Here is a 19,891-nt window from a genome sequence, read left to right on the forward strand (position 1 = left end):
CTTCGGGTGCTCAGGCGGTCGTCCACCACACGGTCGTGTCGGCCGACACCTTCGCGTCCCCGTCGACCTCGGCGACCTCACCGCTGGCGAGCAGCAGACGGCCGTACGCCGGAGTCGTCACCGACTCACCGCTGGTGTTCGCGACGCACACGAAGTCCCCGCGCCGGAAGGCGAGGACGCCCTCGGGCGCCCGCAGCCACTCCACCGCGTCGCCGGCGCCGAGGTCGGGCCGCGCGCGGCGGACGGCGAGGGCCGAGCGGTACAGCTCCAGGGTGGAGCCCGGGTCGCCGGTCTGCGCCTCCACGCTCAGCTCCGCCCACTCCGGGGGCTGGGGCAGCCAGCTGCCGCCCGCTCCGAAGCCGTACGACGATCCCCCGCGCGTCCACGGGATCGGCACCCGGCACCCGTCGCGGAAGCCGTCCTGGCCGGCGCCGCGGAAGTACGCCGGGTCCTGGCGGACCTCGTCGGCCAGGTCGACGACGTCCGGCAGGCCGAGCTCCTCGCCCTGGTAGACGTACGCCGATCCCGGCAGCGCCAGCATGAGCAGCGTGGCGGCGCGGGCGCGGCGCAGCCCCAGCTCCCGGTCCCCCGCCGTGCGGATCTGGGTGCCGAGGCCGGGCGGGTTGGCGAAGCGGGTGGCGTGCCGGGTGACGTCGTGGTTGGAGAGCACCCAGGTGGCGGGGGCGCCGACCGGGCGCATCGCCTCCAGGGTGCGGTCGATGACCCCGCGCAGCTCCTCGGCGTCCCACGCGGTGCTCAGGTACTGGAAGTTGAAGGCCTGGTGCAGCTCGTCGGGGCGGACGTAGTTCGCGGTGCGCTCGACGGTCGGGGTCCAGGCCTCGGCGACGAAGATGCGCTCACCGCTGTACTCGTCGAGGATCAGCCGCCACTGGCGGTAGATCTCGTGGACGCCGTCCTGGTCGAAGAACGGCATGACATCGTTGCCCAGCAGCTTCACCTGGTCGTGGGATCCAAGGTCGGGAAGGCCCTCCGCCTTCACCAGGCCGTGGGCCACGTCGATGCGGAAGCCGTCCACGCCCATGTCCAGCCAGAAGCGCAGGATGGAGCGGAACTCGTCGCCGACGGCCGGGTGGTCCCAGTTGAAGTCGGGCTGCTCGGGGGCGAAGAGGTGGAGGTACCACTCGCCGAGCGAGCCGTCCGGTTCGGTGACGCGGGTCCAGGCGGGGCCGCCGAAGATCGACTCCCAGTCGTTGGGCGGGAGTTCGCCGTGTGCGCCCTTGCCGGGGCGGAAGTGGTAGCGGTCCCTGAGCGGCGATCCGGGGCCCTCGGCGAGGGCCCGCTTGAACCACTCGTGCTGGTCGGAGGAGTGGTTGGGCACCAGGTCGACGATGATCCTGAGTCCCAGCTCGCGGGCGTCGCGGATCAGGGCGTCGGCGTCCAGGAGGTTGCCGAACATGGGGTCCACGGCCCGGTAGTCGGCGACGTCGTAGCCGGCGTCGGCCTGCGGCGAGGCGTAGAAGGGGCTGAGCCACACGGCGTCCACGCCGAGGTCGCGCAGGTACGGCAGTCGGGTACGGATGCCCTCCAGGTCGCCCATGCCGTCACCGTTGCTGTCGGCGAAACTGCGCGGATAGACCTGGTAGATCACCGCGTCCCGCCACCAGTCGCTGCGCTTGGCTTCGGCGAGGTGGGGGGCCGGGGCGATGGCGGAGTGCTGCTGGCTCATGGCGTCCTTGGTACGTAACGGGTTCATCAGGTCAAAGGTATGAGAAGCGGGTGACGAGGCGGCCGCGGTGACAGCGGGGTCGGATGGACACTGCGGCCGCCTCGGGTCTTTTTCCGGCGTTCCGGCGGATCAGCCCTTCGTTCCACCGGCGGTGAGCCCGGTCACCAGGTTCTTCTGCACCAGGTAGAAGAACACCGACACCGGTATCGCGATCAGCACCGCCGTCGCCGCCATCAGGTTCCGCTGGGCGTCGTGCTCGCTGACGAAGCTCTGGAGCCCCACCGCGAACGTGTACTTCGTGTCGGACAGCATGAACGTCGACGCGAACGCGACCTCGCCGAAGGCGGTCAGGAAGCTGTAGAACCCGGCCACCGCGAGACCGGGCCGCGCGAGCGGCAGGATCAGCCGCGCGAACGTGCCGAAGGGGGTCAGCCCGTCGACCCGTCCGGCCTCGTCGATCTCGAACGGGATGGTGTCGAAGTACCCCTTGAGCAGCCAGGCGCAGTACGGCACGGCCGTCGAGCAGTACACGAGGACGAGCCCAAGGTAGGTGTCGATGAGCTTCAGGTCCGAGAGCATCTGGTACATCGGCACCATGAGTACGGCTACCGGGAACATCTGCGTGACCAGGAGCACCCACATGAACTTCCGGTAGCCCGGAAAGCGCATCCGGGACACGGCGTAACCGGTGGTCGCGGCGATCAGCACGCCGATCACGGTGGTGCCGAGCGAGACGATCAGCGAGCTCTTGAGCCAGCTGAAGAACTCGGTGTGCTGGAGGACGAACGAGTAGTTGTCGAACGTCATCTTCTTCCAGATGCCGCCCGGATGGAGGTAGTCGTCCTTGTCCGGGCCGAGCGACAGGAAGACCAGCCAGACGATCGGGAACAGCGCGACGAGGCTCGCGACGGTCAGGATGCCGTGCGAGACGAGGGAGCCGGCGAGGCTCTTCTCACCGCGGCCGCGGGCCCGGCGGGGCGCCTCGGCGGACCGCTCGCGCGCCTCGGCCGGGGTCTCGACTGTGGTCGTGCTCATGGGGACTCCGTCCTCAGATCGCGAGCTGCTGGTCATTGCGGTTCAGCCAGCGGCGGTAGAAGGAGGTGAAGACGATCAGGATGGCCAGCAGCAGGATGCCGTACGCGGCCGACTGCGCGAAGTCACGCGGCTGCTGTCCGAAGCCCAGGTAGTAGGCCCAGGTGACGAGGATCTGCGCGTCCGGCGCGGTGTTGCCGAACAGCAGGAAGATCACCGCGAACTGGTTGAACGTCCAGATGATGCCGAGGAGTACGACGGTGGAGCTGACCGATCGCAGGCCCGGGAGGGTGACGTACCGGAAGCGCTGCCAGGAGCTCGCGCCGTCCATCTCGGCGGCCTCGTACAGCGAGGCGTCGATGGACTGGAGGCCGCCGAGCAGCGAGACCATCATGAACGGCACTCCGCACCAGGTGTTGACCATGATCGCGGCGGTCCGCTGCCAGAAGGTGTCCTCCAGCCAGGCCGGTGACGGCAGGTGGAGTGCGTCGAGCGCGGTGTTGATGACGCCGCCGTCGGCGAGCATGAACCGCCAGCCGAAGACGGTGACGAAGGTGGGCACGGCCCAGGGCAGCACCAGGATCAGCCGGTACAGGGTGCGGCCGCGCAGCTTCTGGTTGAGCAGCAGCGCGAGGCCGAGGCCGATGCAGTAGTGCAGGGCGACGCACAGGGCGGTCCAGACGATCGTCCAGATGAAGTGCGACCAGAAGCGGTCGTAGGCGGTCGGACCCCACAGGATGTCGGCATAGTTGTCGAGGCCGATGAACTTGTAGGTGGCGTCGATGTGGTTGACGCCGATCGTGCGGGCCGTGTTGAGGCTGTTGGCGTCGGTGAGGGTCAGGTAGACGCCGTAGACCAGGGGGTAGAGCACGAGGACACCGAGGACGATCGCCACCGGGGCGATCATCGCGTACGCGTACCAGTGTCTCTGGTAGCCGTGCTTGAGGCGTTGGCCCAGCCCGGGCCGGGGCGCGCGGTCACCGCGGCGCTGCCCGGTGGCGCGGTCGATGGCGACTGTCATGTTCGACACCTTCTGGAAGTTCTACGGCTCTGAGAACTGCACGTTCTGCGGCTCTGCGAAGTGGCCGGGCCGAGCGGCTGCCCGGCCCGGCCACTTCCGGGACTCACTTGCTGAAGTCCGGCACCAGCTTGGCGATCGAGACCTCGACGTTGCTCAGGCCCTTGTCCAGGGACTCCTTGCCGCCGGCGATGGAGTTCAGCTCGGTGTCCAGCGGGGTCAGCAGGGAGCTGTACTCCGGCAGGGCCGGGCGGGGCTGGGCGCTGGCGAGGACCGTCTGGTAGCCGGCGATGCCCGGGTCGGCCTTGACCTCGGCGGTGTAGGCGTCGTCGCGGGTCGGCAGCGTGGAGTTCTTCAGCGCGATCTGCGTCTGCGACTTCGCGGAGGTCATGAAGCCGACGAACTTCTCGGCCGCCTTCTGGTGGGCGGAGTCCGAGCCGGCGTAGATCGAGAGGTTGTGGCCGCCGGTCGGGGCGCCCGCCTTGCCGGTGGAGCCGGCCGGGACGGTGGCGATGCCGAGGTTGGCCTTGTCGCTGAAGGCGGAGCCCTTGTAGAAGTTGGTGATCTCCCACGGGCCCTGGATGATCGCGGCGACCTTGCCGTTGACGAACGCGTCCTGGATGTGGGCGTAGGCGTCGGCGGTGGTGTCGGCCTTGTGCAGGCCCTTGCCGGAGAAGAGGCTCAGCCAGGTGCCGTAGCCCTTCTTGGCGGCGGGCGAGTTCACCGTGATCTTCTTGGCGGCGACGTCGACGGTGTCGGTGCCCTCGCCGAAGAGGAAGGTCTGGGCGTAGTAGGCCTGGGTGGAGCCCCAGTAGCCGTCGACGCCGGTCTTGTCCTTGATGGTGGCGGCGGCCTTCTTCAGGTCGTCCCAGGTCTTGGGGGCCTCGACGCCGGCCTTCGCGAAGAGCTGCTTGTTGTAGACCAGGGCGAGGGTGTCGGTGACGAACGGGACGCCGTAGGTCTTGCCGTCGTACTTGGCCTGCTCGATCAGGTTCGGCTTGAACTTGGCCTGGTCGGCGAGGGCCTCGGTACCGTCGAGGGGCAGGAAGTAGCCCTTCTTGGCGAAGGCGGGGGTCCAGCCGACGTCGGAACGCAGCACGTCCGGGGCGCCGCTCGCGCCCGCGGCGGTGTCGAACTTGTTCTGCGCCTGGTCGAAGGGGACGTTGACGTACTTGACCTTGATGCCCTTGTTGGCGGCCTCGAAGTCCTTGATCAGGGCCTTGTACGTCGGCGCCTCATTGGTGGCGTTGGAGGTGTCCCACCAGGTGATGGTGACCGGACCGTCGGCCTTGTCGCCGCTGTCGCTTCCGCCGCAGGCCGTCGCCGCGAGGGCGAAGGACGCCACCAGCGCGGTGGCCGCTATGCCACGCCGCATGAGATCTCCTTGAGGGTGATGGCCCGTGTGCTGCTGTACTGCTTGCTGCGAAGGGGGTCCCGTCCGCCTTCTCCGCCGGGCGTCGCCGAACGTAACAGCGATGCAAGCCTTGCGAAAGACCTTGCAGCAAAAAACTGCAAGAGCCGCTTGAAGTTATCCGGGCGTGACCTCCCGGCGACCCCCGTGAGACGCTTGTTCGCCGGGATCGAGCAGGGTCGGAGCGGGGTCCGGGCGTCTGTGCAAGACTCTGCAAGCTCTTGCCATCCAAGTACCGTACGGGAATCATCCCCTTGCGGGACAAGGGGCGCCGACCAGAACAGAGGGACCGCGATGACGATACGGCCGGTACAGTCCGGTGCCGTGACCACACGGCTAGCCGACATCGCTGCTCAGGCGGGGGTGAGCGAAGCGACCGTCAGCCGCGTCCTCAACGGGAAGCCGGGTGTCGCCGCCACCACGCGCCAGTCCGTGCTGGCCGCCCTCGACGTGCTGGGCTACGAGCGCCCGGTCCGGCTGCGGCAGCGCAGCGAGGGCCTGGTGGGCCTGATCACCCCGGAGCTGGAGAACCCGATCTTCCCGGCCCTGGCGCAGGTGATCGGCCAGGCGCTGACGCGGCAGGGCTACACGCCGGTGCTCGCCACCCAGACCCCGGGCGGTTCCACGGAGGACGAGCTCACCGAGATGCTCGTCGACCGGGGCGTGGCGGGCATCATCTTCGTGTCCGGGCTGCACGCGGACACCTCGGCGGACATGCAGCGCTACGAGCAGCTGCGGGCGCAGGGCGTGCCGTTCGTGCTGGTGGACGGGTTCTCGCCGAAGGTGCAGGCGCCGTTCATCTCCCCCGACGACCGCGCGGCGATGAGCCTCGCGGTGACGCACCTGGTGTCGCTGGGCCACACCAGGATCGGGCTGGCCCTCGGCCCCAAGCGGTTCGTGCCGGTCCAGCGCAAGATCGAGGGCTTCGTGCGCACCGTGCAGGACCTGCTGGGCCTGCCCGCCGCGACCGTCGAGGCGGAGCTGGTGCAGCACTCGCTGTACACCCTGGAGGGCGGGCAGGCGGCCGCCACGGCTCTCATCGAGCGGGACTGCACGGCGGTGGTGTGCGCGAGCGACATGATGGCGCTCGGCGCGATACGGGCGGCCCGGCAGCTGGGCCTGGACGTACCGCGGGACGTCTCGGTCGTGGGCTTCGACGACTCCCCCCTGATCGCCTTCACCGACCCGCCCCTGACGACGATCCGCAAGCCGGTGCCGGCCATGGGACAGGCGGCGGTGCGGACGTTGCTGGAGGAGATCGGCGGAACGCCCGCGCCGCACAGCGAGTTCGTGTTCATGCCGGAGCTGGTGGTACGGGGTTCGACGGCGTCGGCCCCCGGGGAACGCACTCGTCCGTAGGGCGGAGAAACCGGGCCCGAACCACTGCGGAAGTAGGAGAACGGGACAGTCTTCCCGCCGTAGGACATGCGACCCGAACCCGACCGCGGGATGATCGGGGGGACAGGGCCTTTCTGGCAGACTTTGTGTCTATGGGTGACTCGACCGTGACCAGTCTGGAAGACCGTGAGAACACGGCCGTTCCCGACTCCCTCACGGCCTCGGAACGACCCGGTCTCCTGCGCCGACTGCGCACTCCTCGCCGACCGCGCCTCTGGTTCGAGATCCTCTTGATCGCGGTGAGTTACTGGACGTACTCGCTGATCCGCAACGCGGTGCCGGAGCAGAAGGCGGAGGCGCTGCGCAACGCCGACTGGATCTGGCGGATGGAGCACCATCTCGGCATCGCCGTCGAGGAGTCCGTCAACCACGCGGTGAACTCGGTGACTTGGCTCATCATCGGGATGAACTACTACTACGCGACACTGCACTTCGTCGTGACGCTGAGCGTCCTGGTCTGGCTCTACCGCAGCCATCCCGGCCGCTACGCGGCGACCCGCCTGGTGCTGTTCGCGACGACGGGCGTGGCCCTGGTCGGCTACTACCTGTATCCCCTGGCGCCCCCGCGGCTGATGAACGGCGGCAACTTCGTCGACACCGTCATGGTCCACCGGACGTGGGGCTCGATGGCCTCCGGCGACCTCAAGCACATGTCGAACCAGTACGCCGCGATGCCGTCCATGCACATCGGCTGGTCCCTGTGGTGCGGTCTGACGATCTTCGCGCTGGCGTCGGTGCCGTGGGTGCGGGTCCTCGGCCTCCTCTACCCCGCGGCGACCCTGCTGGTCATCGTCGCCACCGCCAACCACTTCTGGCTCGACGCGGTGGGCGGCATCCTGTGCCTGCTGTTCGGCTTCACGGTGGCCCGGCTCTGGTACGGGGCCCTGCCGTACCGGCTGCCGAGGGCCGTCCCGGACAACGGCCCGCTGCTGCGAGCCAGGCTGTAGGACGGGAGTGGCCCGCGGACCCGTCCGGAGCGGTGCCAGGCCTGCCCGCCGTTCCCCCGGGCCGCCGACGCCTTCCACGGGCCCCCTGCGGTGAGCGGTCCCGGCTCGTCCAGGGCGAGGCGGAGCCGGGATGCGGCCCCGGCTGGTCCACCCCCGAGGCGGAGCCGGTATGTGGCCCCTGCCGCCACGCGGTCCTGCCCCCACCGGACCGCCCCGCCTAGCCCGCGGCAGCGTCCCGCAGCGCCGCGACGAAGGTCTCCAGGGCCGGTTGCGGCGACGCGGTCTGCCGTACGGCGGCCAGGATCGTCCGGGTCGGTTCCGGGCTCTTCAGCGGTCGTACGACGACCTCCGGATGCCGTCCGTCCAGGCCCAGCCGCGGGATCAGGGTGACCCCGAGTCCGGCCGCCACGAAGCCCTGCGCGGTGGCGTAGTCCTCGCTGTCGACGACGAAACGGGGCTGGAAGCCCGCCTCGGCACAGGCGGTGAGCTGGGCGTCGAGACAGGGGCCCGGCCACTCGCTGCCGACCCACGGCTCCTCGGCCAGGTCGGTCAGGCGGAGGGTGCGGCGGGCCGCGAGCGGGTGGGCCTTCGGCAGGACGGCGAGGTAGGGATCGTCCAGCAGGTGCAGCAGGCGTACGCCGTCGTGGTCACCCGGACCGACGACCAGGGCCAGGTCGGCGCGGCCCTCCCGGACGTCGGGGAGGGGGTCGGGGCCCGCCAGCCTCAACTCGATCCGGACCCCGGGCTGTTCGGCTCGCAGCCGGGCGACCGCGGGGGCGACCAGCCGGGCGCCTGCCGTGGCGAAGTAGCGCACCGAGAGCCGGCCCGTGCGGCCCGCGAGGAGGTCCGTGAGGGCGGTCTCCGCCTCGGCGACCTGCCGGCCGATCGCGTCGGCGTGCTCGGTGAGCAACAGCCCGGCGGCCGTGGGCCGCACCCCCCGCCCGACCCGTTCGAGGAGCTCGGTCCCGGCCTCCTTCTCCAGCGCCGCCACCTGCTGGCTGATCGCCGAGGGCGTGTAGCCGAGCCGGGCCGCGGCCGCGGTGACGGAGCCGCTGCTCACCACGGCCGCCAGCATCTGCATCCGTCGCACATCAAGCATGTACTCCAGCTTAATGATGCCTCCAGGATCTTTCACTTGTCCTCACGGGTCAGGCCCGGGACCGTGGAGTCATGTCACCCGCCTCCACCCTTCGCATGGCTGTTCTCGCGCTCCTGTGGGGCTCCGGCTTCCTCTGGATCAAGCTGGCCCTCGACCACGGCCTGTCCCCCGCCCAGATCACGATCGCGCGGTGCGCGCTGGGCACGGCCGTGCTGTTCCTCCTGGCCCGGGCGGCCGGCCAGCGCCTGCCCCGCTCCCGCGCCACCTGGGGCCACCTGACCGTGGCGGCCCTGTTCTGCAACGCCATCCCCTTCGCCCTGTTCGCGGTGGGCGAGCAGACCGTCGACTCCGGCGTCGCGGGCGTCCTGAACGCGACGACTCCGCTGTGGTCACTGCTGCTCGGCGTCGCCCTGGGCACGGACCGGGCCCTGCGCCCGCTCAGGCTGACCGGCCTCTTGGTCGGCTTCGCCGGCACGGTCCTGATCTTCGCCCCCTGGCACCGCTCGGGCCTGCTGACCTGGGGCGCCCTGGCCCTCCTGGCGGCGGCGGCAAGCTACGCGGTGGCCTTCGCCTACATGGCCCGCAAACTCACCTCGGGCCAGGCCCCGTTGGCGTACTCCACGGCCCAACTCCTGATGGCGACGGCGTGGACGACCCTGTCGGTACCGGTGGCCGGGCCGGTGGACGCCGACCTGACGGCACTGGGCGCGGTGACGGCCCTCGGCATCCTCGGCACGGGCGTCACCTTCTACCTCAACTACCGCCTGATCGCGGACGAGGGCCCGACGACGGCGGCAACGGTCGGCTACCTGCTGCCTGTTGTGTCGGTGGCCCTGGGAGCGATGGTGCTGGACGAACGCGTCGGGCTGCGCGTGCTGACGGGCATGGCGGTCGTCCTGACGGGGATCGCGCTGACCCACCTGGGGGCGCGGGGAACCGCGCGACCAGCCCCCACCGACCCGCAGCCGAAGAACGAACCCTCCTACGCCCCGTAGAACAGTTCCTCCACGACCCCCCGAGCCCGCCGAGCAGTCCTCCGGTAGTCGTCGAGCATGTCCCCCACATGCCCCGCCTCATACCCCAGATACCGCCCCACCGCGGCAAGCTCCCGCGCCTCGGAGGGAAACGTGTCCCCCGCCCGCCCCCGCACCAACATCACGGCATTGCGCACCCGCGTAGCCAGCACCCACGCCTCGTCGAGAACAGCGGCATCCTCCTCGGAGATCAACCCGGCGTCCCGCGCGGCGACAAGCGCCGCCCGCGTACGCGTGGTCCGCAGCCCCGCCTCCCCCGCCCCGTGCCGCATCTGCACCAACTGGACCGTCCACTCGACGTCCGACAACCCCCCGGGCCCCAGCTTGGTGTGCAGCTTCGGGTCGGCCCCGCGGGGCAGCCGCTCGGACTCCATCCGCGCCTTGAGCCGCCGGATCTCCCGTACGGCGTCCTCCCCCAGCCCCGCCGCCGGGTACCGCAACGGGTCGATCAGCTCGACGAAACGGCGCCCCAACTCCTCGTCCCCGGCGACCGGTTCGGCCCGCAGCAGCGCCTGCGCCTCCCACGTCAGGGACCAGCGGCGGTAGTAGGCCTCGTACGATGTCAACGTCCGTACCAGCGGCCCCGACTTGCCCTCCGGGCGCAGGTCGGCGTCGATCAGCAGCGGCGGGTCGGCGCTCGGGATCTGGAGCAGTCGGCGCATCTCGGAGACGACCTTGTTGGCGGCCTGGGAGGCCTCGCGCTCGTCGACGCCCTCGCGGGGCTCGTGCACGAACAGGACGTCCGCGTCGGAGCCGTAGCCGAGTTCGTGCCCGCCGAAGCGGCCCATGCCGATGACGGCGAACCGGGTGGGCAGGGTGTCGCCCCAGCCGTCCCGGACGACCGCGCGCAGGGTGCCGGCGAGGGTGGCGGCGGTCAGGTCGGACACGGCGGCGCCGACGCGGTCGACCAGGGCACCCTGGTCGGGTTCGGCGGGCTGGGTCTCGGTGCCGTAGGAGCCGACGATGTCCGCGGCGGCCGTACGGAAGAGTTCGCGGCGGCGGACCCCACGGGCGGCGGTGACCGCCTGGGCGGCGCCGTCGGCGCGGCGGACGGCGGCGAGGATCTCCTGCTCCAGGTGCTCGCGCCCGCGCGGTGCGAGCCCGCCGCCGTCACCGTCCCCGAGGAGGGCGACGGCTTCGGGGGCGCGCATCAGCAGGTCGGGGGCGAGGCGGCCGGCCGACAGGACCCGGGCGAGGTTCTCGGCGGCGGCGCCCTCGTCCCGCAGCAGCCGCAGGTACCAGGGGGTCTTGCCCAACGCGTCCGACACCTTGCGGAAGTTGAGCAGTCCGGCGTCCGGGTCGGCGGACTCGGCGAACCAACCCAGCAGGACGGGAAGGAGAGTTCGCTGGATGGCGGCCTTGCGGGTGACTCCGGAGGCGAGGGCCTCCAGGTGGCGCAGGGCGGAGGCCGGGTCGGCGTACCCGAGCGCGACCAGCCGCTCCCTGGCCGCTCCGGTGCTCAACCGGATCTCGCCGGGCCCGAGTTGGGCCACCGCGTCCAGCAGCGGCCGGTAGAACAGCTTCTCGTGCAGCCGTCGTACGACGGAGGCGTGCCGCTTCCACTCGCGGTTCAGCTCGGTCACCGGGTCGGTGCGCAGGCCGAGGGAGCGGCCGAGGCGGCGCAGGTCGGCCTCGTCCTCGGGGACGAGGTGGGTGCGGCGCAACCGGTAGAGCTGGATGCGGTGCTCCATGGAGCGCAGGAAGCGGTAGGCCTCGTCGAGCTGGGCGGCGTCGGCGCGGCCGACGTAGCCGCCGGCGGCGAGGGCCTGGAGGGCTTTGAGGGTGGTGCCGCTGCGCAGTGAGCCGTCCTCGCGGCCGTGCACCAACTGGAGGAGCTGGACGGCGAATTCGACGTCGCGCAGTCCGCCGGGGCCGAGCTTGAGCTGCCGGTCGAGCTCGGCGACGGGGATGTTCTCGACGACCCGGCGGCGCATCTTCTGCACGTCGGTGACGAAGTTCTCGCGCTCGGCGGCCTTCCAGACGAGGGGTTCGAGGGCCTCGACGTACTGCTCGCCGAGCTCGATGTCACCGGCGACCGGGCGGGCCTTGAGGAGGGCCTGGAACTCCCAGGTCTTGGCCCAGCGCTGGTAGTAGGCGAGGTGGGAGGAGAGGGTGCGCACGAGCGGGCCATTGCGTCCCTCGGGCCGCAGATTGGCGTCGACGGGCCAGATGGAGCCCTCGACGGTCGTCTCGGAGCAGACGCGCATCATGTGCGAGGCGAGCTTGGTGGCGGCGCGCAGGGCCTTGCCCTCGTCGGCCCCGTCGGCGGTCTCCGCGACGAAGATGACGTCGACGTCGGAGACATAGTTCAGCTCGTGGCCACCGCACTTGCCCATCGCGATGACCGCGAGCCGGCACAGCGCGGCGTCCTCGGGTGCGGCCGCGCGCGCTATGGCGAGGGCGGCCCGCAGGGTCGCGGTGGCGAGGTCGGCGAGCTCGGCGGCGGTCTCGGCGAGGTCGGTGGTGCCGCACACGTCCCGGGCGGCGATGGACAGCAGACAGCGGCGGTAGGCGACGCGCAGCGAGACGGGGTCGGTGGCCTCGGCGAGCCCGCGCTCGAACTCCTCGACGCCGGGGTGCAGGTCGCGCGGTTCGTAGGTGACGAGGGCGTGCCAGTCCCTCGGATGCCGTTGGAGGTGCTCGGCGAGCGCGGCGGACGCGCCGAGCACTCCCAGCAGCCGGTCCCGCAAGGGCTTCGCCGCTATCACCGTGTCGAGCAGCTCCCGGTCGGACTGCGCCTCCAGGAGCCGTACGAGACCGTGCAGCGCGAGGTCCGGGTCGGCGGTCGCGCCGAGGGCCTCCAGCAGCACCGGGTCATTGCGCACGCCGCTCAGCTCCGCGCTGTCCAGCAGCCGCTCGGCGGCGGACGGATCGGTGAAACCGTGCCGCAGCAGCCGCGTGAAGGTACTGCTCCTGCGCCCCGGCGCCGACGTCATCCCCGGCCTCCTGTCCGATCAAGGTCGTGTCGATCGAGCGTAACCGGAGAGGCGGGGATGAGCGCCGGGGAGCGGGTGGGGGGATTTGGGGATTGGGGGTCGGGGTGGGGGGGGGTCTCGGCGGCGGGGGGTGTGGGCCGAGGCGCGGCGGGGGGCATCGGCCGGGGCGTGTATCGGCCGGGGCACGCCTCGACGGAGGCGTCGGCTAGGCCGTGTCTCCACCGGGGGCGTCGGCCGGGTCGCGCCTTGGCCGAGGGGCGTCGGCCGGGGCACGTCTCGACCGGGGGCGGCGGTCGGGGCGCGTCCCGACCGGGGGGCGTCGGCCGGGGCACGTCTCGACCGGGCTTCGGCTGGGCTGCGTCTCGACCGGACGGCGTGTCGGCGGGCGGGTGCCGCGCCGGTCGCGTGCCTCAGCGGTCGGGTGTCTCAGCGGATGAGTACGACCGTCGTGGGCCGGGACGGGTCTGTGAGGATCCTGTCGCCCGGTCGGCGGCCGCCGGCGGGGGCGCCCTCGGTGGGCGGCAGCTCGGCCACCGGCGCCATGTGCCCTGCGACCGGGATCTCGATCCACCAGACGGTGCCCCGGGACACCCCGCCGGGCATGGAGACGTACTGGACGTCGAGGCACCGCTCGCGCAGCCGTGCGAGTACGTCGCGGACCGCGGCGCCCGTCGCGACCTCGGGGAGGTCGACGTACCGGTTCACCGCGGGGTCGAGGCCCGCGCACGCGTGGTCGTCGGGCGGCGGGGTGACCTGTCCGGGCCGACTCCCGCGCGGCCCGGACAGGGTGAGGTGGGTGCGTTCGGCGGCACCGGCCTTCGTGGCGTCGACGCGGATGGTGTCGCGGCGCAGCCACTGCACCGGGTTGCCGTCGAGCTCGGCCAGCGCCCAGTCGTCGGTGTCGACGAGGTAGGCGCTCTCGATCGCGGCGTCCTCCGGGGGCGGCAGCAACCGCTCGGCGTCGCGCCCGGCGCGCTCCGGCCGGGGCCAGTGGCGGAGCACCACCAGCAGCTGGTCCGAGGGCCGGTCGAAGGGGTACGCGCGGCCCGCGGTCACCGCGCGGTCGCCGGCCGGGGTGACCGCCGTACGGGACGCGCCGGAGACCTGGATGTCACCGCGCGGGCTCACCGAGAACCGTACGGACGAGAACGCGTCACCGGCGGCCTGTGCGTCGGCGGTGGTCGGAGCGGACGCCGTGTCGCAGCCGGTGGCGAGCAGGACGAGGGTCAGGGGGACGGTGCCCGCGAGGAGGGCCGCGGGCCGGTGCGGACGCTGTGGACGGGGTGGGCGTGGATGTGAACGCATGGGCTGTCTCCGTGTCTGTGGGCGACCGGGCCGGTCACCCGCAGAAGAGCGTGCGCGCTCCGACGGCCGTGGCCCATTCGTCATTTGGCGAATCCCCGGGCGGCGCGAACGGGCCCGGCGTAGCGTCGGGGCAGCACCCGTACTTCGGCCCGGGGAGGCCGACATGACCCCACCCCACACCACCGCCGAGGCCCATCTGCGGCGCATGGCGGACGTGCTGGAGGAAGCCCGGCAGTCTCTCGCGGGCGGCGGGGTGCCCCCGGGGTGTCTGCTGCCGGGGCTGATGCGACTGATCCCGTGCGACGCGGCGAGCTTCTGCGAGCTGGACATCCCCACCAGGAGAGAGCTCAATGCCCAGGCGATCGGTGACGAGGACGACGAGGACATGGACGGGTACTGGCGCTGGCGCCACCAGCACACCCAGTGCGTCCAGGTCTGCCGGCCGCACGACGTTCCCGAGACGACACAGATGGCGGAGTTCCGCTCGGTCCGCGAGCTGCGCAACCTGCCCATCTACACGGAGTTCCTCGCCCCGCACCCGACCATCGCGGCCATCGCCCTGCCCACCGCGCCGAACCGCACCCGGGTGTTCCAGTTATTCCGCAGGGACGGAAAGGCCTTCACGGACCACGAGATGACGACCCTGCGCATGCTGGCCCCGCACGTGTACGACCTCTACAAGCAGGCTGCCCGGCGCCGCAGGCAGCCCGTCCGTCTCACCCACCGCGAACTCGACGTCCTGCGCTGTGTGGCCCTCGGCATGGGCACCCCGCAGATCGCCGAGCAACTCTGCGTCTCCCCCAGCACGGTTCGCAAGCATCTGGAGAACGCCTTCGGCAGACTGGGAGTGTCGAGCCGGACCGCCGCGGTGGCCCGGGTGTTTCCCGAGCCGGAGGCTCTGTGATGACCGAGCAGGAACCCGAGACGTACCTCGACCCGCGCTACAGCGACCCCGACGCGACGGCGCACTCCTGGGCCGACGCCGAGTCGCTGCTGGCCTCCGCCGAGCTGTTCTGGATCTCGACGGTACGACCGGACGGGCGCCCGCACGTGACGCCGTTGCCGGGGGTGTGGGCGCACGGGGCGCTGCACTTCTGCACCGGTCCCGAGGAGCGCAAGGCGAAGAACCTCGCGCACAACGCGCACGTCACGCTGACCACCGGCACCAATATCTGGGACAAGGGCTACGACCTGGTGGTGGAGGGCGAGGCGGTGCGGGTCTCCGACGACGCGCGGCTGCGGGAGCTGGCGGCGGCGTGGGAGGCGAAGTACGGCGACTTCTGGCGCTTCGAGGTGCGGGAGGGGTATTTCCACCACGGTCCGGGACACGCCGTCGTCTATGCGGTGGCGCCGCGGACGGTTTTCGGCTTCGGTAAGGGACAGCCGTTCAGCCAGACGCGCTGGCGCTTCTGAGGACGGCCGAATGTACTGACGTCGACGAGGGAGTCACGCCATGGACATGAGCCTCGAAGTGATCCTGCTGCCGGTCTCGGACGTGGACCGGGCCAAGGAGTTCTACCGCGACAAGGTCGGCTTCCACGTGGATCTGGACGGCGAGGTGATGGAGGGCGTCCGCATCTGCCAGCTGACCCCGCCCGGCTCGGGCTGTTCCATCGCCCTGGTGGACGGCCTCCAGGTCCCCACGGGGGCGCCGCAGCCCGGCACGTACCACGGCATGCAGCTGTGCGTCACGGACGCGAAGGCGGCGTACGAGGAGCTCACCTCCCGCGGCCTGGACGTCAGCGAGCCGGTCCAGTTCGCCCCCCAGGACGGCGCCACCTTCATGTACTTCAAGGACCCGGACGGCAACGGCTGGGCGATCCAGGAGTACAAGCGCCGCGAGACGGAGCCCCTGCACCAGGTACTGGCCCAGCAGGCGGCAGCCCAGTAGCCGACCTTGGACGCCGCGTTGAGAGGAGTGCGGGTCTTTTCCACGGTTCTGGTCGTGGGAGGGCTGTGCGCGTGTGCCGCAGGAGCGGTCACCGGCGATGCCGTGCCGCTCGTACTCGGAGTGATCGCCGCGGTCAGCGGGGTGGTGCTGGCGGTCCTCGCCTTCCTGGGGCGACGGACGACCGGCTCATGACCCGCTGAACCACAAATGGGGCCGACGGTCCGTGACCGTCGGCCCCATTGCGCTGTGCTCTGCCCCTACAGCACCGGAAGCGTCGCGGCTACACGCCGCTGACGGCCCGCGCCCTTTGCCGATCAAGCTGGCCTATCAAGCGACGATGTGGGTCCATCGACTGAAATCCGGGCCGAGATCCCGAAGCTTGATGTCACCAGCTGCATCCATGCGTGCGGATGCAGCTTTCACGAATGCCCCGGAATCACTGCCTGCGCTACTATAGAGGAAGAGCTGGCTGCCTTCGTCGATAGGAATGGCACTCCAGAATCGACCTAGCGCGACGTTCTTCTTGTGGTTGAACGCACCTGCGGCAGTGAATTGTCCAGTTGCCTGAGGGAACGACACCCCATCGGTGTACTGGAAGAGGGCCCAGCGCCCCGAGAGGGCCGTAATGCTCGACCACTTTCCGAATTGGTTGACCGGGAAGCTCACGGTCTGGGAAAAAGCGCCGGAGGAGTCGAATTTTCCGATTGCGGCCTGCGTTCCGGCCTCATCGGAGAAGTCGCCGTTGTAGAAGAATACTTCACCCGTTTCGAAGGGGACGATGCTGTCCCATTTCCCAAACGTCCCGTTCGAGTAGTCCTTCAGGTTGGTGTAATTCCCGCTGGTGTCGAACCTGCCGATTTTAGCAGCACCTGTTTCGCGGTTGTAGAAGAACACGCGACCTGCACCGAGGGGAACAACGCGGAAGGACTTCGCGAACTGATTGGGCGCATAGTCCTTGAGGTGGAAAAAGCCGCCAGCACCGTCTACCCTGCCCGTCGCCGATAGCGTATTTGCCCCCTCGTCGTTGTAGAAAAAGATCACACTGCAGCCCAGGGACGCGATTTGCGTCCACTTAGCAAATTGATTGGCCGGAAACGTCTGAAAGTGAATGAAGGCGCCGGAAGCGTCGACCTTTCCTGTTGCAGCTGTCCTGGCGCTGTAGTCGTAGAAGAACATAATGCCACCTCTTCGAGTACCGCATCACGAGGGAGTATTTTTTCTCACCCGGAAAGCCGGGACCGCCAAGTGGGCAGTCACCTCGTGCGCGCAAACCAGACACTTCCCTTTGACTGTACGTCTACGCAGGGGCGCCTGCAACACGTTGCCGATTCACTTAAATCTGCAATATATGAAATAGGAACAGTTGATACCCCGATGGTTTAAGTGGCTCTTAGCAGGCCAGCGCGACGGGTTTTTCGACCCTGGATTTACACCAAGCCTGCGTGCCTCCGGACAAGGCTGTCCAGTAAATCCAGTGCCACGGAGGCGGATTGGTTCGCCGTCGACCTCAAGCGTGCGGCAAGTGTCGTTGGGGTCGGGTTGCTCGGTGTTGTGGTCCATCTGTCATCGCTCCTCGTTCTGTTGGACATCGACGAAAGCCTGGTTCACAGAGCATCCACCTTGCTCGGGCAGCCCGCCGTAACTCCGCTTCGTGGGAGTCGCCATGGCGGCGTTCGGCAGCGCGGAAGCAGGCGAGATCGTGTCAATCACCGTGGTTCCCCGTCAGTTACCGGCCGAACGGGCCACGCAGGGGCACGGGCACCTTCCGATCTGTAGCTCTCGTCGCCTGGTCCGTCGTCTCCACCTTGGTCCCGCTGGTAGCTGTAGCCAAATGGTGGCAGTGTCCCAGTCAGCTTCGGGAATCGACAGGCTCTTTCGCATCAGGAGGAGCAACTCGAGCACAGCTTCGTCGAACTTCTCCTGCCGTTCGGAGAAGCTAGGCTCGTCGGGAGCATCGTGTACACCGAACTGACCCCACGACCAGGCACCGCCGCAGGCAGCGAAAGCAGCAGCGACCACAGCCCGATCAGCGTAGAACTGCAACTGCGCGAGCTTGGCGAAAGCGTCGGACTGCCAGCCCTCTTCGAGCTCAGGCTCTTCTGTGAAGCCGTAGCAATGGTTGTAAGCGGTCCTGGCCAGAGTTCTTGCCGCTTCAGAGAACTCCACGTACGCCTGTCTGCGGTGCTCGAACGTACGGGCCTCGTCCTCACGAGCCCAGCTTTCGTGCTCGCGCTGTCGCTCACGCTCCCAGGCGGCTGTTTCGCGACGGTCTGACCAGCGCTGCGTGATCAGAGCGCCAACTGTCCCTGCGACCAGCGTCGCTACGACGACACCAGCGACCACTATTGGTACTCATAGGGAAGTTGACGTCACTCCTCAATGGTCACAGACGCGACCCGGCCAGGTGCAACATTCCCCGACGGTGACAGATTCTTGATGCCTCAACCCGCAGCTCGCCTCCGCTCAGTCGTGTCCCGCTGAGTGGTGTAGTCACGGCAGCTGTTTAAGTTCCGATTGCGGGGTGATCTGCGGTTCGCGTTCGGTTGCCTTGATGGTGGAGAGGTCGGCCACGGAGGCTTCGGAGAGGTAGCGGCGGTCGAAGACCTGCCATTCGTCGTGGAGTTCGGCCAGGACTACGGCGGCGAGTCGGTCCAGGGTGGCGGGGTTGGGGAAGACCTGGACGACGTCGGCCCGTCGTTTGATCTCCCGGTTCAGCCGTTCCAGCGGGTTGGTCGACCAGATCTTCTTCCAGTGCGCCGGCGGGAAGTCTGCGAAGGCTGTGATGTCGGTTGCGGCGTCCAGCAGCATCTTCTTGACCTGGGGGAACCGTCGTCCGAGCATGTCGGCGACCACGTTCAGCTGGGTGCGGACCTGCTCGCCGGTGGTCTGCGCGAAGATGGTGCGGATGGTGGCGGCGACCATCTCTCCGGAGGCCCTTTCGATCACTGAGAACACGTCGCGGACGAAGTGGACCCGGCAGCGTTGCCACGCTACTCCGAGGAAGACGGCGCGGATCGCGGCCACCAGCCCGCTGTGGCTGTCGGAGATGACCAGCAGCTGGACGTTGTCCAGGCCACGAGCCCGTAGGGACCGCAGGAACGTCGTCCAGAACGGCTTCGACTCGCTGTCGCCGGCCATCAGTCCGAGGATCTCGCGGTGCCCGGTGGCGGAGATCCCGGTCGCGATGACCACAGCCTGCGACGCGATCCGGTGATTCACCCTCGCCCTGCAGTAGGTGGCGTCCAGGAAGACGTAGGGGAAGACCGTGTGATCCAGCGGCCGTTCCTTGAACGCGGTCAGTTCCTCATCCAGCTCACCGCAGATCCGCGAGACCTCGGACTTGGAGATCCCCGAGTCCGCACCGAGCACTTTGATCAGGTCATCGACCGAGCGGGTCGACACGCCGTGCACGTATGCCTCCATCACCACAGCGAACAACGCCCGGTCGACCCGCCGCCGACGTTCCAGCAGCGACGGGAAGAACGACCCGCTGCGCACCTTCGGGATCTTCAGGTCCAGGTCACCGGCCTGCGTGGTCAACAGGCGCTCGCGGTGGCCGTTGCGCCAGGTCGTGCGCGTCTCGGTGTGCTCACGCGGTCCGGCACCGATCGCCTCGGTGGCCTCGGCCTCGATCAGCTCCTGCAGAATGCGCTCGCACGCCACCCTGATTGCTGCAACTCCATCGGCCCGCTGTAGTGACTCAAGCAACCGCATCAGCTCAGACTGGGACAAGGCCATCGCGTGCTCCTCCGGTCGAACTGCCCGTTCACCAGGGAGACTTGCGCGGTGGCCTGCCCTTGTTCAGGGGGCATGCACAGTCAGCGGATGCACGCCCCGGGCAGACACCCGCGCGTTCCGCGCCGCGGCCCGGCTACACCACTCCACGGGACGCGATCCTCCGCTCCCATCCCGTCCGCAGTCGGCCCGCACCCCGTGGAGCGGGCGTGGTTCATGGCGTCCAGGTGAAGGGCGCCACTGTGCGAACGATCTGGACGCCATGGGTCGCATCTGCTCGGCCCCTGCCTGGATCGACGGCAGACAGTGTTGGGAGCTCCAGCGCGCACGCCACCATTCGGCCGGCACTCGCGAACAGCGCCCCGTCCGTCTGGGAGCCTGAGCGCCGCGCCGGAAGC

Annotated in this window: 17 protein-coding genes; 8 read left to right on the forward strand and 9 right to left on the reverse strand. The window is 69.5% G+C overall.

Going from position 1 to position 19,891, the window contains the following annotated elements:
• Positions 1 to 10 precede the first annotated feature (10 nt).
• The 4 genes from AC2XR2_RS12205 to AC2XR2_RS12220 form a co-directional block, all read right to left on the reverse strand.
• Entirely contained in the window at positions 11 to 1,687 is a 1,677-nt protein-coding gene (locus tag AC2XR2_RS12205) for a glycoside hydrolase family 13 protein (RefSeq protein ID WP_381301870.1), read from the reverse strand.
• Between the two features lie 129 nt (positions 1,688 to 1,816).
• The gene (locus AC2XR2_RS12210) at positions 1,817 to 2,722 is read right to left on the reverse strand and encodes a sugar ABC transporter permease (protein WP_381301805.1); all 906 of its coding nucleotides are present in this window, start codon (positions 2,720 to 2,722) and stop codon (positions 1,817 to 1,819) included.
• Between the two features lie 13 nt (positions 2,723 to 2,735).
• A complete protein-coding gene (locus AC2XR2_RS12215) occupies positions 2,736 to 3,740 on the reverse strand; it encodes a carbohydrate ABC transporter permease (protein WP_381301803.1) in 1,005 nt (334 codons plus the stop codon).
• 103 nt (positions 3,741 to 3,843) lie between these two features.
• Entirely contained in the window at positions 3,844 to 5,112 is a 1,269-nt protein-coding gene (locus AC2XR2_RS12220) for an extracellular solute-binding protein (RefSeq protein ID WP_381301801.1), read from the reverse strand.
• A 360-nt stretch (positions 5,113 to 5,472) separates the two neighbouring features.
• On the opposite strand from AC2XR2_RS12220, the gene AC2XR2_RS12225 reads away from it, so the two are divergent.
• On the forward strand, positions 5,473 to 6,507 hold the full coding sequence (locus AC2XR2_RS12225) for a LacI family DNA-binding transcriptional regulator (protein ID WP_381301799.1): 1,035 nt from the start codon (positions 5,473 to 5,475) through the stop codon (positions 6,505 to 6,507).
• Positions 6,508 to 6,638: 131 nt separating this feature from the next.
• Positions 6,639 to 7,493 (forward strand): phosphatase PAP2 family protein, encoded by an 855-nt coding sequence (locus AC2XR2_RS12230; RefSeq protein ID WP_381301797.1) that lies wholly within the window; start codon positions 6,639 to 6,641, stop codon positions 7,491 to 7,493.
• A 217-nt stretch (positions 7,494 to 7,710) separates the two neighbouring features.
• On the opposite strand, the gene AC2XR2_RS12235 is transcribed toward AC2XR2_RS12230, so the two are convergent.
• A complete protein-coding gene (locus tag AC2XR2_RS12235; RefSeq protein ID WP_491515024.1) occupies positions 7,711 to 8,592 on the reverse strand; it encodes a LysR family transcriptional regulator in 882 nt (293 codons plus the stop codon).
• A gap of 95 nt (positions 8,593 to 8,687) precedes the next feature.
• Here AC2XR2_RS12235 and AC2XR2_RS12240 point away from each other — a divergent pair, with 95 nt between their 5' ends.
• Positions 8,688 to 9,587, forward strand: coding sequence for a DMT family transporter (locus AC2XR2_RS12240; protein WP_449353419.1), 900 nt, complete (start codon positions 8,688 to 8,690; stop codon positions 9,585 to 9,587).
• Here the strand turns inward: AC2XR2_RS12240 and AC2XR2_RS12245 are convergent.
• Both AC2XR2_RS12245 and AC2XR2_RS12250 read right to left on the reverse strand, forming a co-directional pair.
• Positions 9,575 to 12,562: a bifunctional [glutamine synthetase] adenylyltransferase/[glutamine synthetase]-adenylyl-L-tyrosine phosphorylase gene (locus AC2XR2_RS12245; RefSeq protein WP_491515025.1), complete on the reverse strand. Its 2,988-nt coding sequence runs from the start codon at positions 12,560 to 12,562 to the stop codon at positions 9,575 to 9,577. The genes AC2XR2_RS12240 and AC2XR2_RS12245 overlap by 13 nt on opposite strands.
• A gap of 426 nt (positions 12,563 to 12,988) precedes the next feature.
• Entirely contained in the window at positions 12,989 to 13,867 is an 879-nt protein-coding gene (locus AC2XR2_RS12250; RefSeq protein ID WP_491515026.1) for a hypothetical protein, read from the reverse strand.
• A 163-nt stretch (positions 13,868 to 14,030) separates the two neighbouring features.
• On the opposite strand from AC2XR2_RS12250, the gene AC2XR2_RS12255 reads away from it, so the two are divergent.
• Genes AC2XR2_RS12255 through AC2XR2_RS12270 form a run of 4 tightly spaced genes read left to right on the forward strand, consistent with a single transcriptional unit; the run spans position 14,031 to position 15,950 of the window.
• Positions 14,031 to 14,771, forward strand: coding sequence for a helix-turn-helix transcriptional regulator (locus AC2XR2_RS12255; protein ID WP_491515027.1), 741 nt, complete (start codon positions 14,031 to 14,033; stop codon positions 14,769 to 14,771).
• Positions 14,771 to 15,280 carry a pyridoxamine 5'-phosphate oxidase family protein gene (locus AC2XR2_RS12260; RefSeq protein WP_330267403.1) on the forward strand — a complete coding sequence of 170 codons (510 nt, stop codon included), beginning with the start codon at positions 14,771 to 14,773 and terminating at the stop codon, positions 15,278 to 15,280. Before AC2XR2_RS12255 ends, AC2XR2_RS12260 begins: the two co-directional genes overlap by 1 nt.
• A gap of 40 nt (positions 15,281 to 15,320) precedes the next feature.
• Positions 15,321 to 15,758 (forward strand): VOC family protein, encoded by a 438-nt coding sequence (locus tag AC2XR2_RS12265; RefSeq protein WP_449353418.1) that lies wholly within the window; start codon positions 15,321 to 15,323, stop codon positions 15,756 to 15,758.
• Positions 15,759 to 15,812: 54 nt separating this feature from the next.
• The gene (locus tag AC2XR2_RS12270) at positions 15,813 to 15,950 is read left to right on the forward strand and encodes a hypothetical protein (protein ID WP_491515028.1); all 138 of its coding nucleotides are present in this window, start codon (positions 15,813 to 15,815) and stop codon (positions 15,948 to 15,950) included.
• 135 nt (positions 15,951 to 16,085) lie between these two features.
• On the opposite strand, the gene AC2XR2_RS12275 is transcribed toward AC2XR2_RS12270, so the two are convergent.
• Positions 16,086 to 16,934, reverse strand: coding sequence for a hypothetical protein (locus AC2XR2_RS12275; RefSeq protein WP_491515029.1), 849 nt, complete (start codon positions 16,932 to 16,934; stop codon positions 16,086 to 16,088).
• A 780-nt stretch (positions 16,935 to 17,714) separates the two neighbouring features.
• Here AC2XR2_RS12275 and AC2XR2_RS12280 point away from each other — a divergent pair.
• Positions 17,715 to 18,032 carry a hypothetical protein gene (locus AC2XR2_RS12280; RefSeq protein WP_491515030.1) on the forward strand — a complete coding sequence of 106 codons (318 nt, stop codon included), beginning with the start codon at positions 17,715 to 17,717 and terminating at the stop codon, positions 18,030 to 18,032.
• A 216-nt stretch (positions 18,033 to 18,248) separates the two neighbouring features.
• Here the strand turns inward: AC2XR2_RS12280 and AC2XR2_RS12285 are convergent, their stop codons facing one another.
• On the reverse strand, positions 18,249 to 19,496 hold the full coding sequence (locus tag AC2XR2_RS12285) for an IS256 family transposase (protein WP_491515031.1): 1,248 nt from the start codon (positions 19,494 to 19,496) through the stop codon (positions 18,249 to 18,251).
• Positions 19,497 to 19,891: the final 395 nt, after the last annotated feature.

The organism is Streptomyces sp. LS-MS-L19 (genome assembly GCF_058382285.1).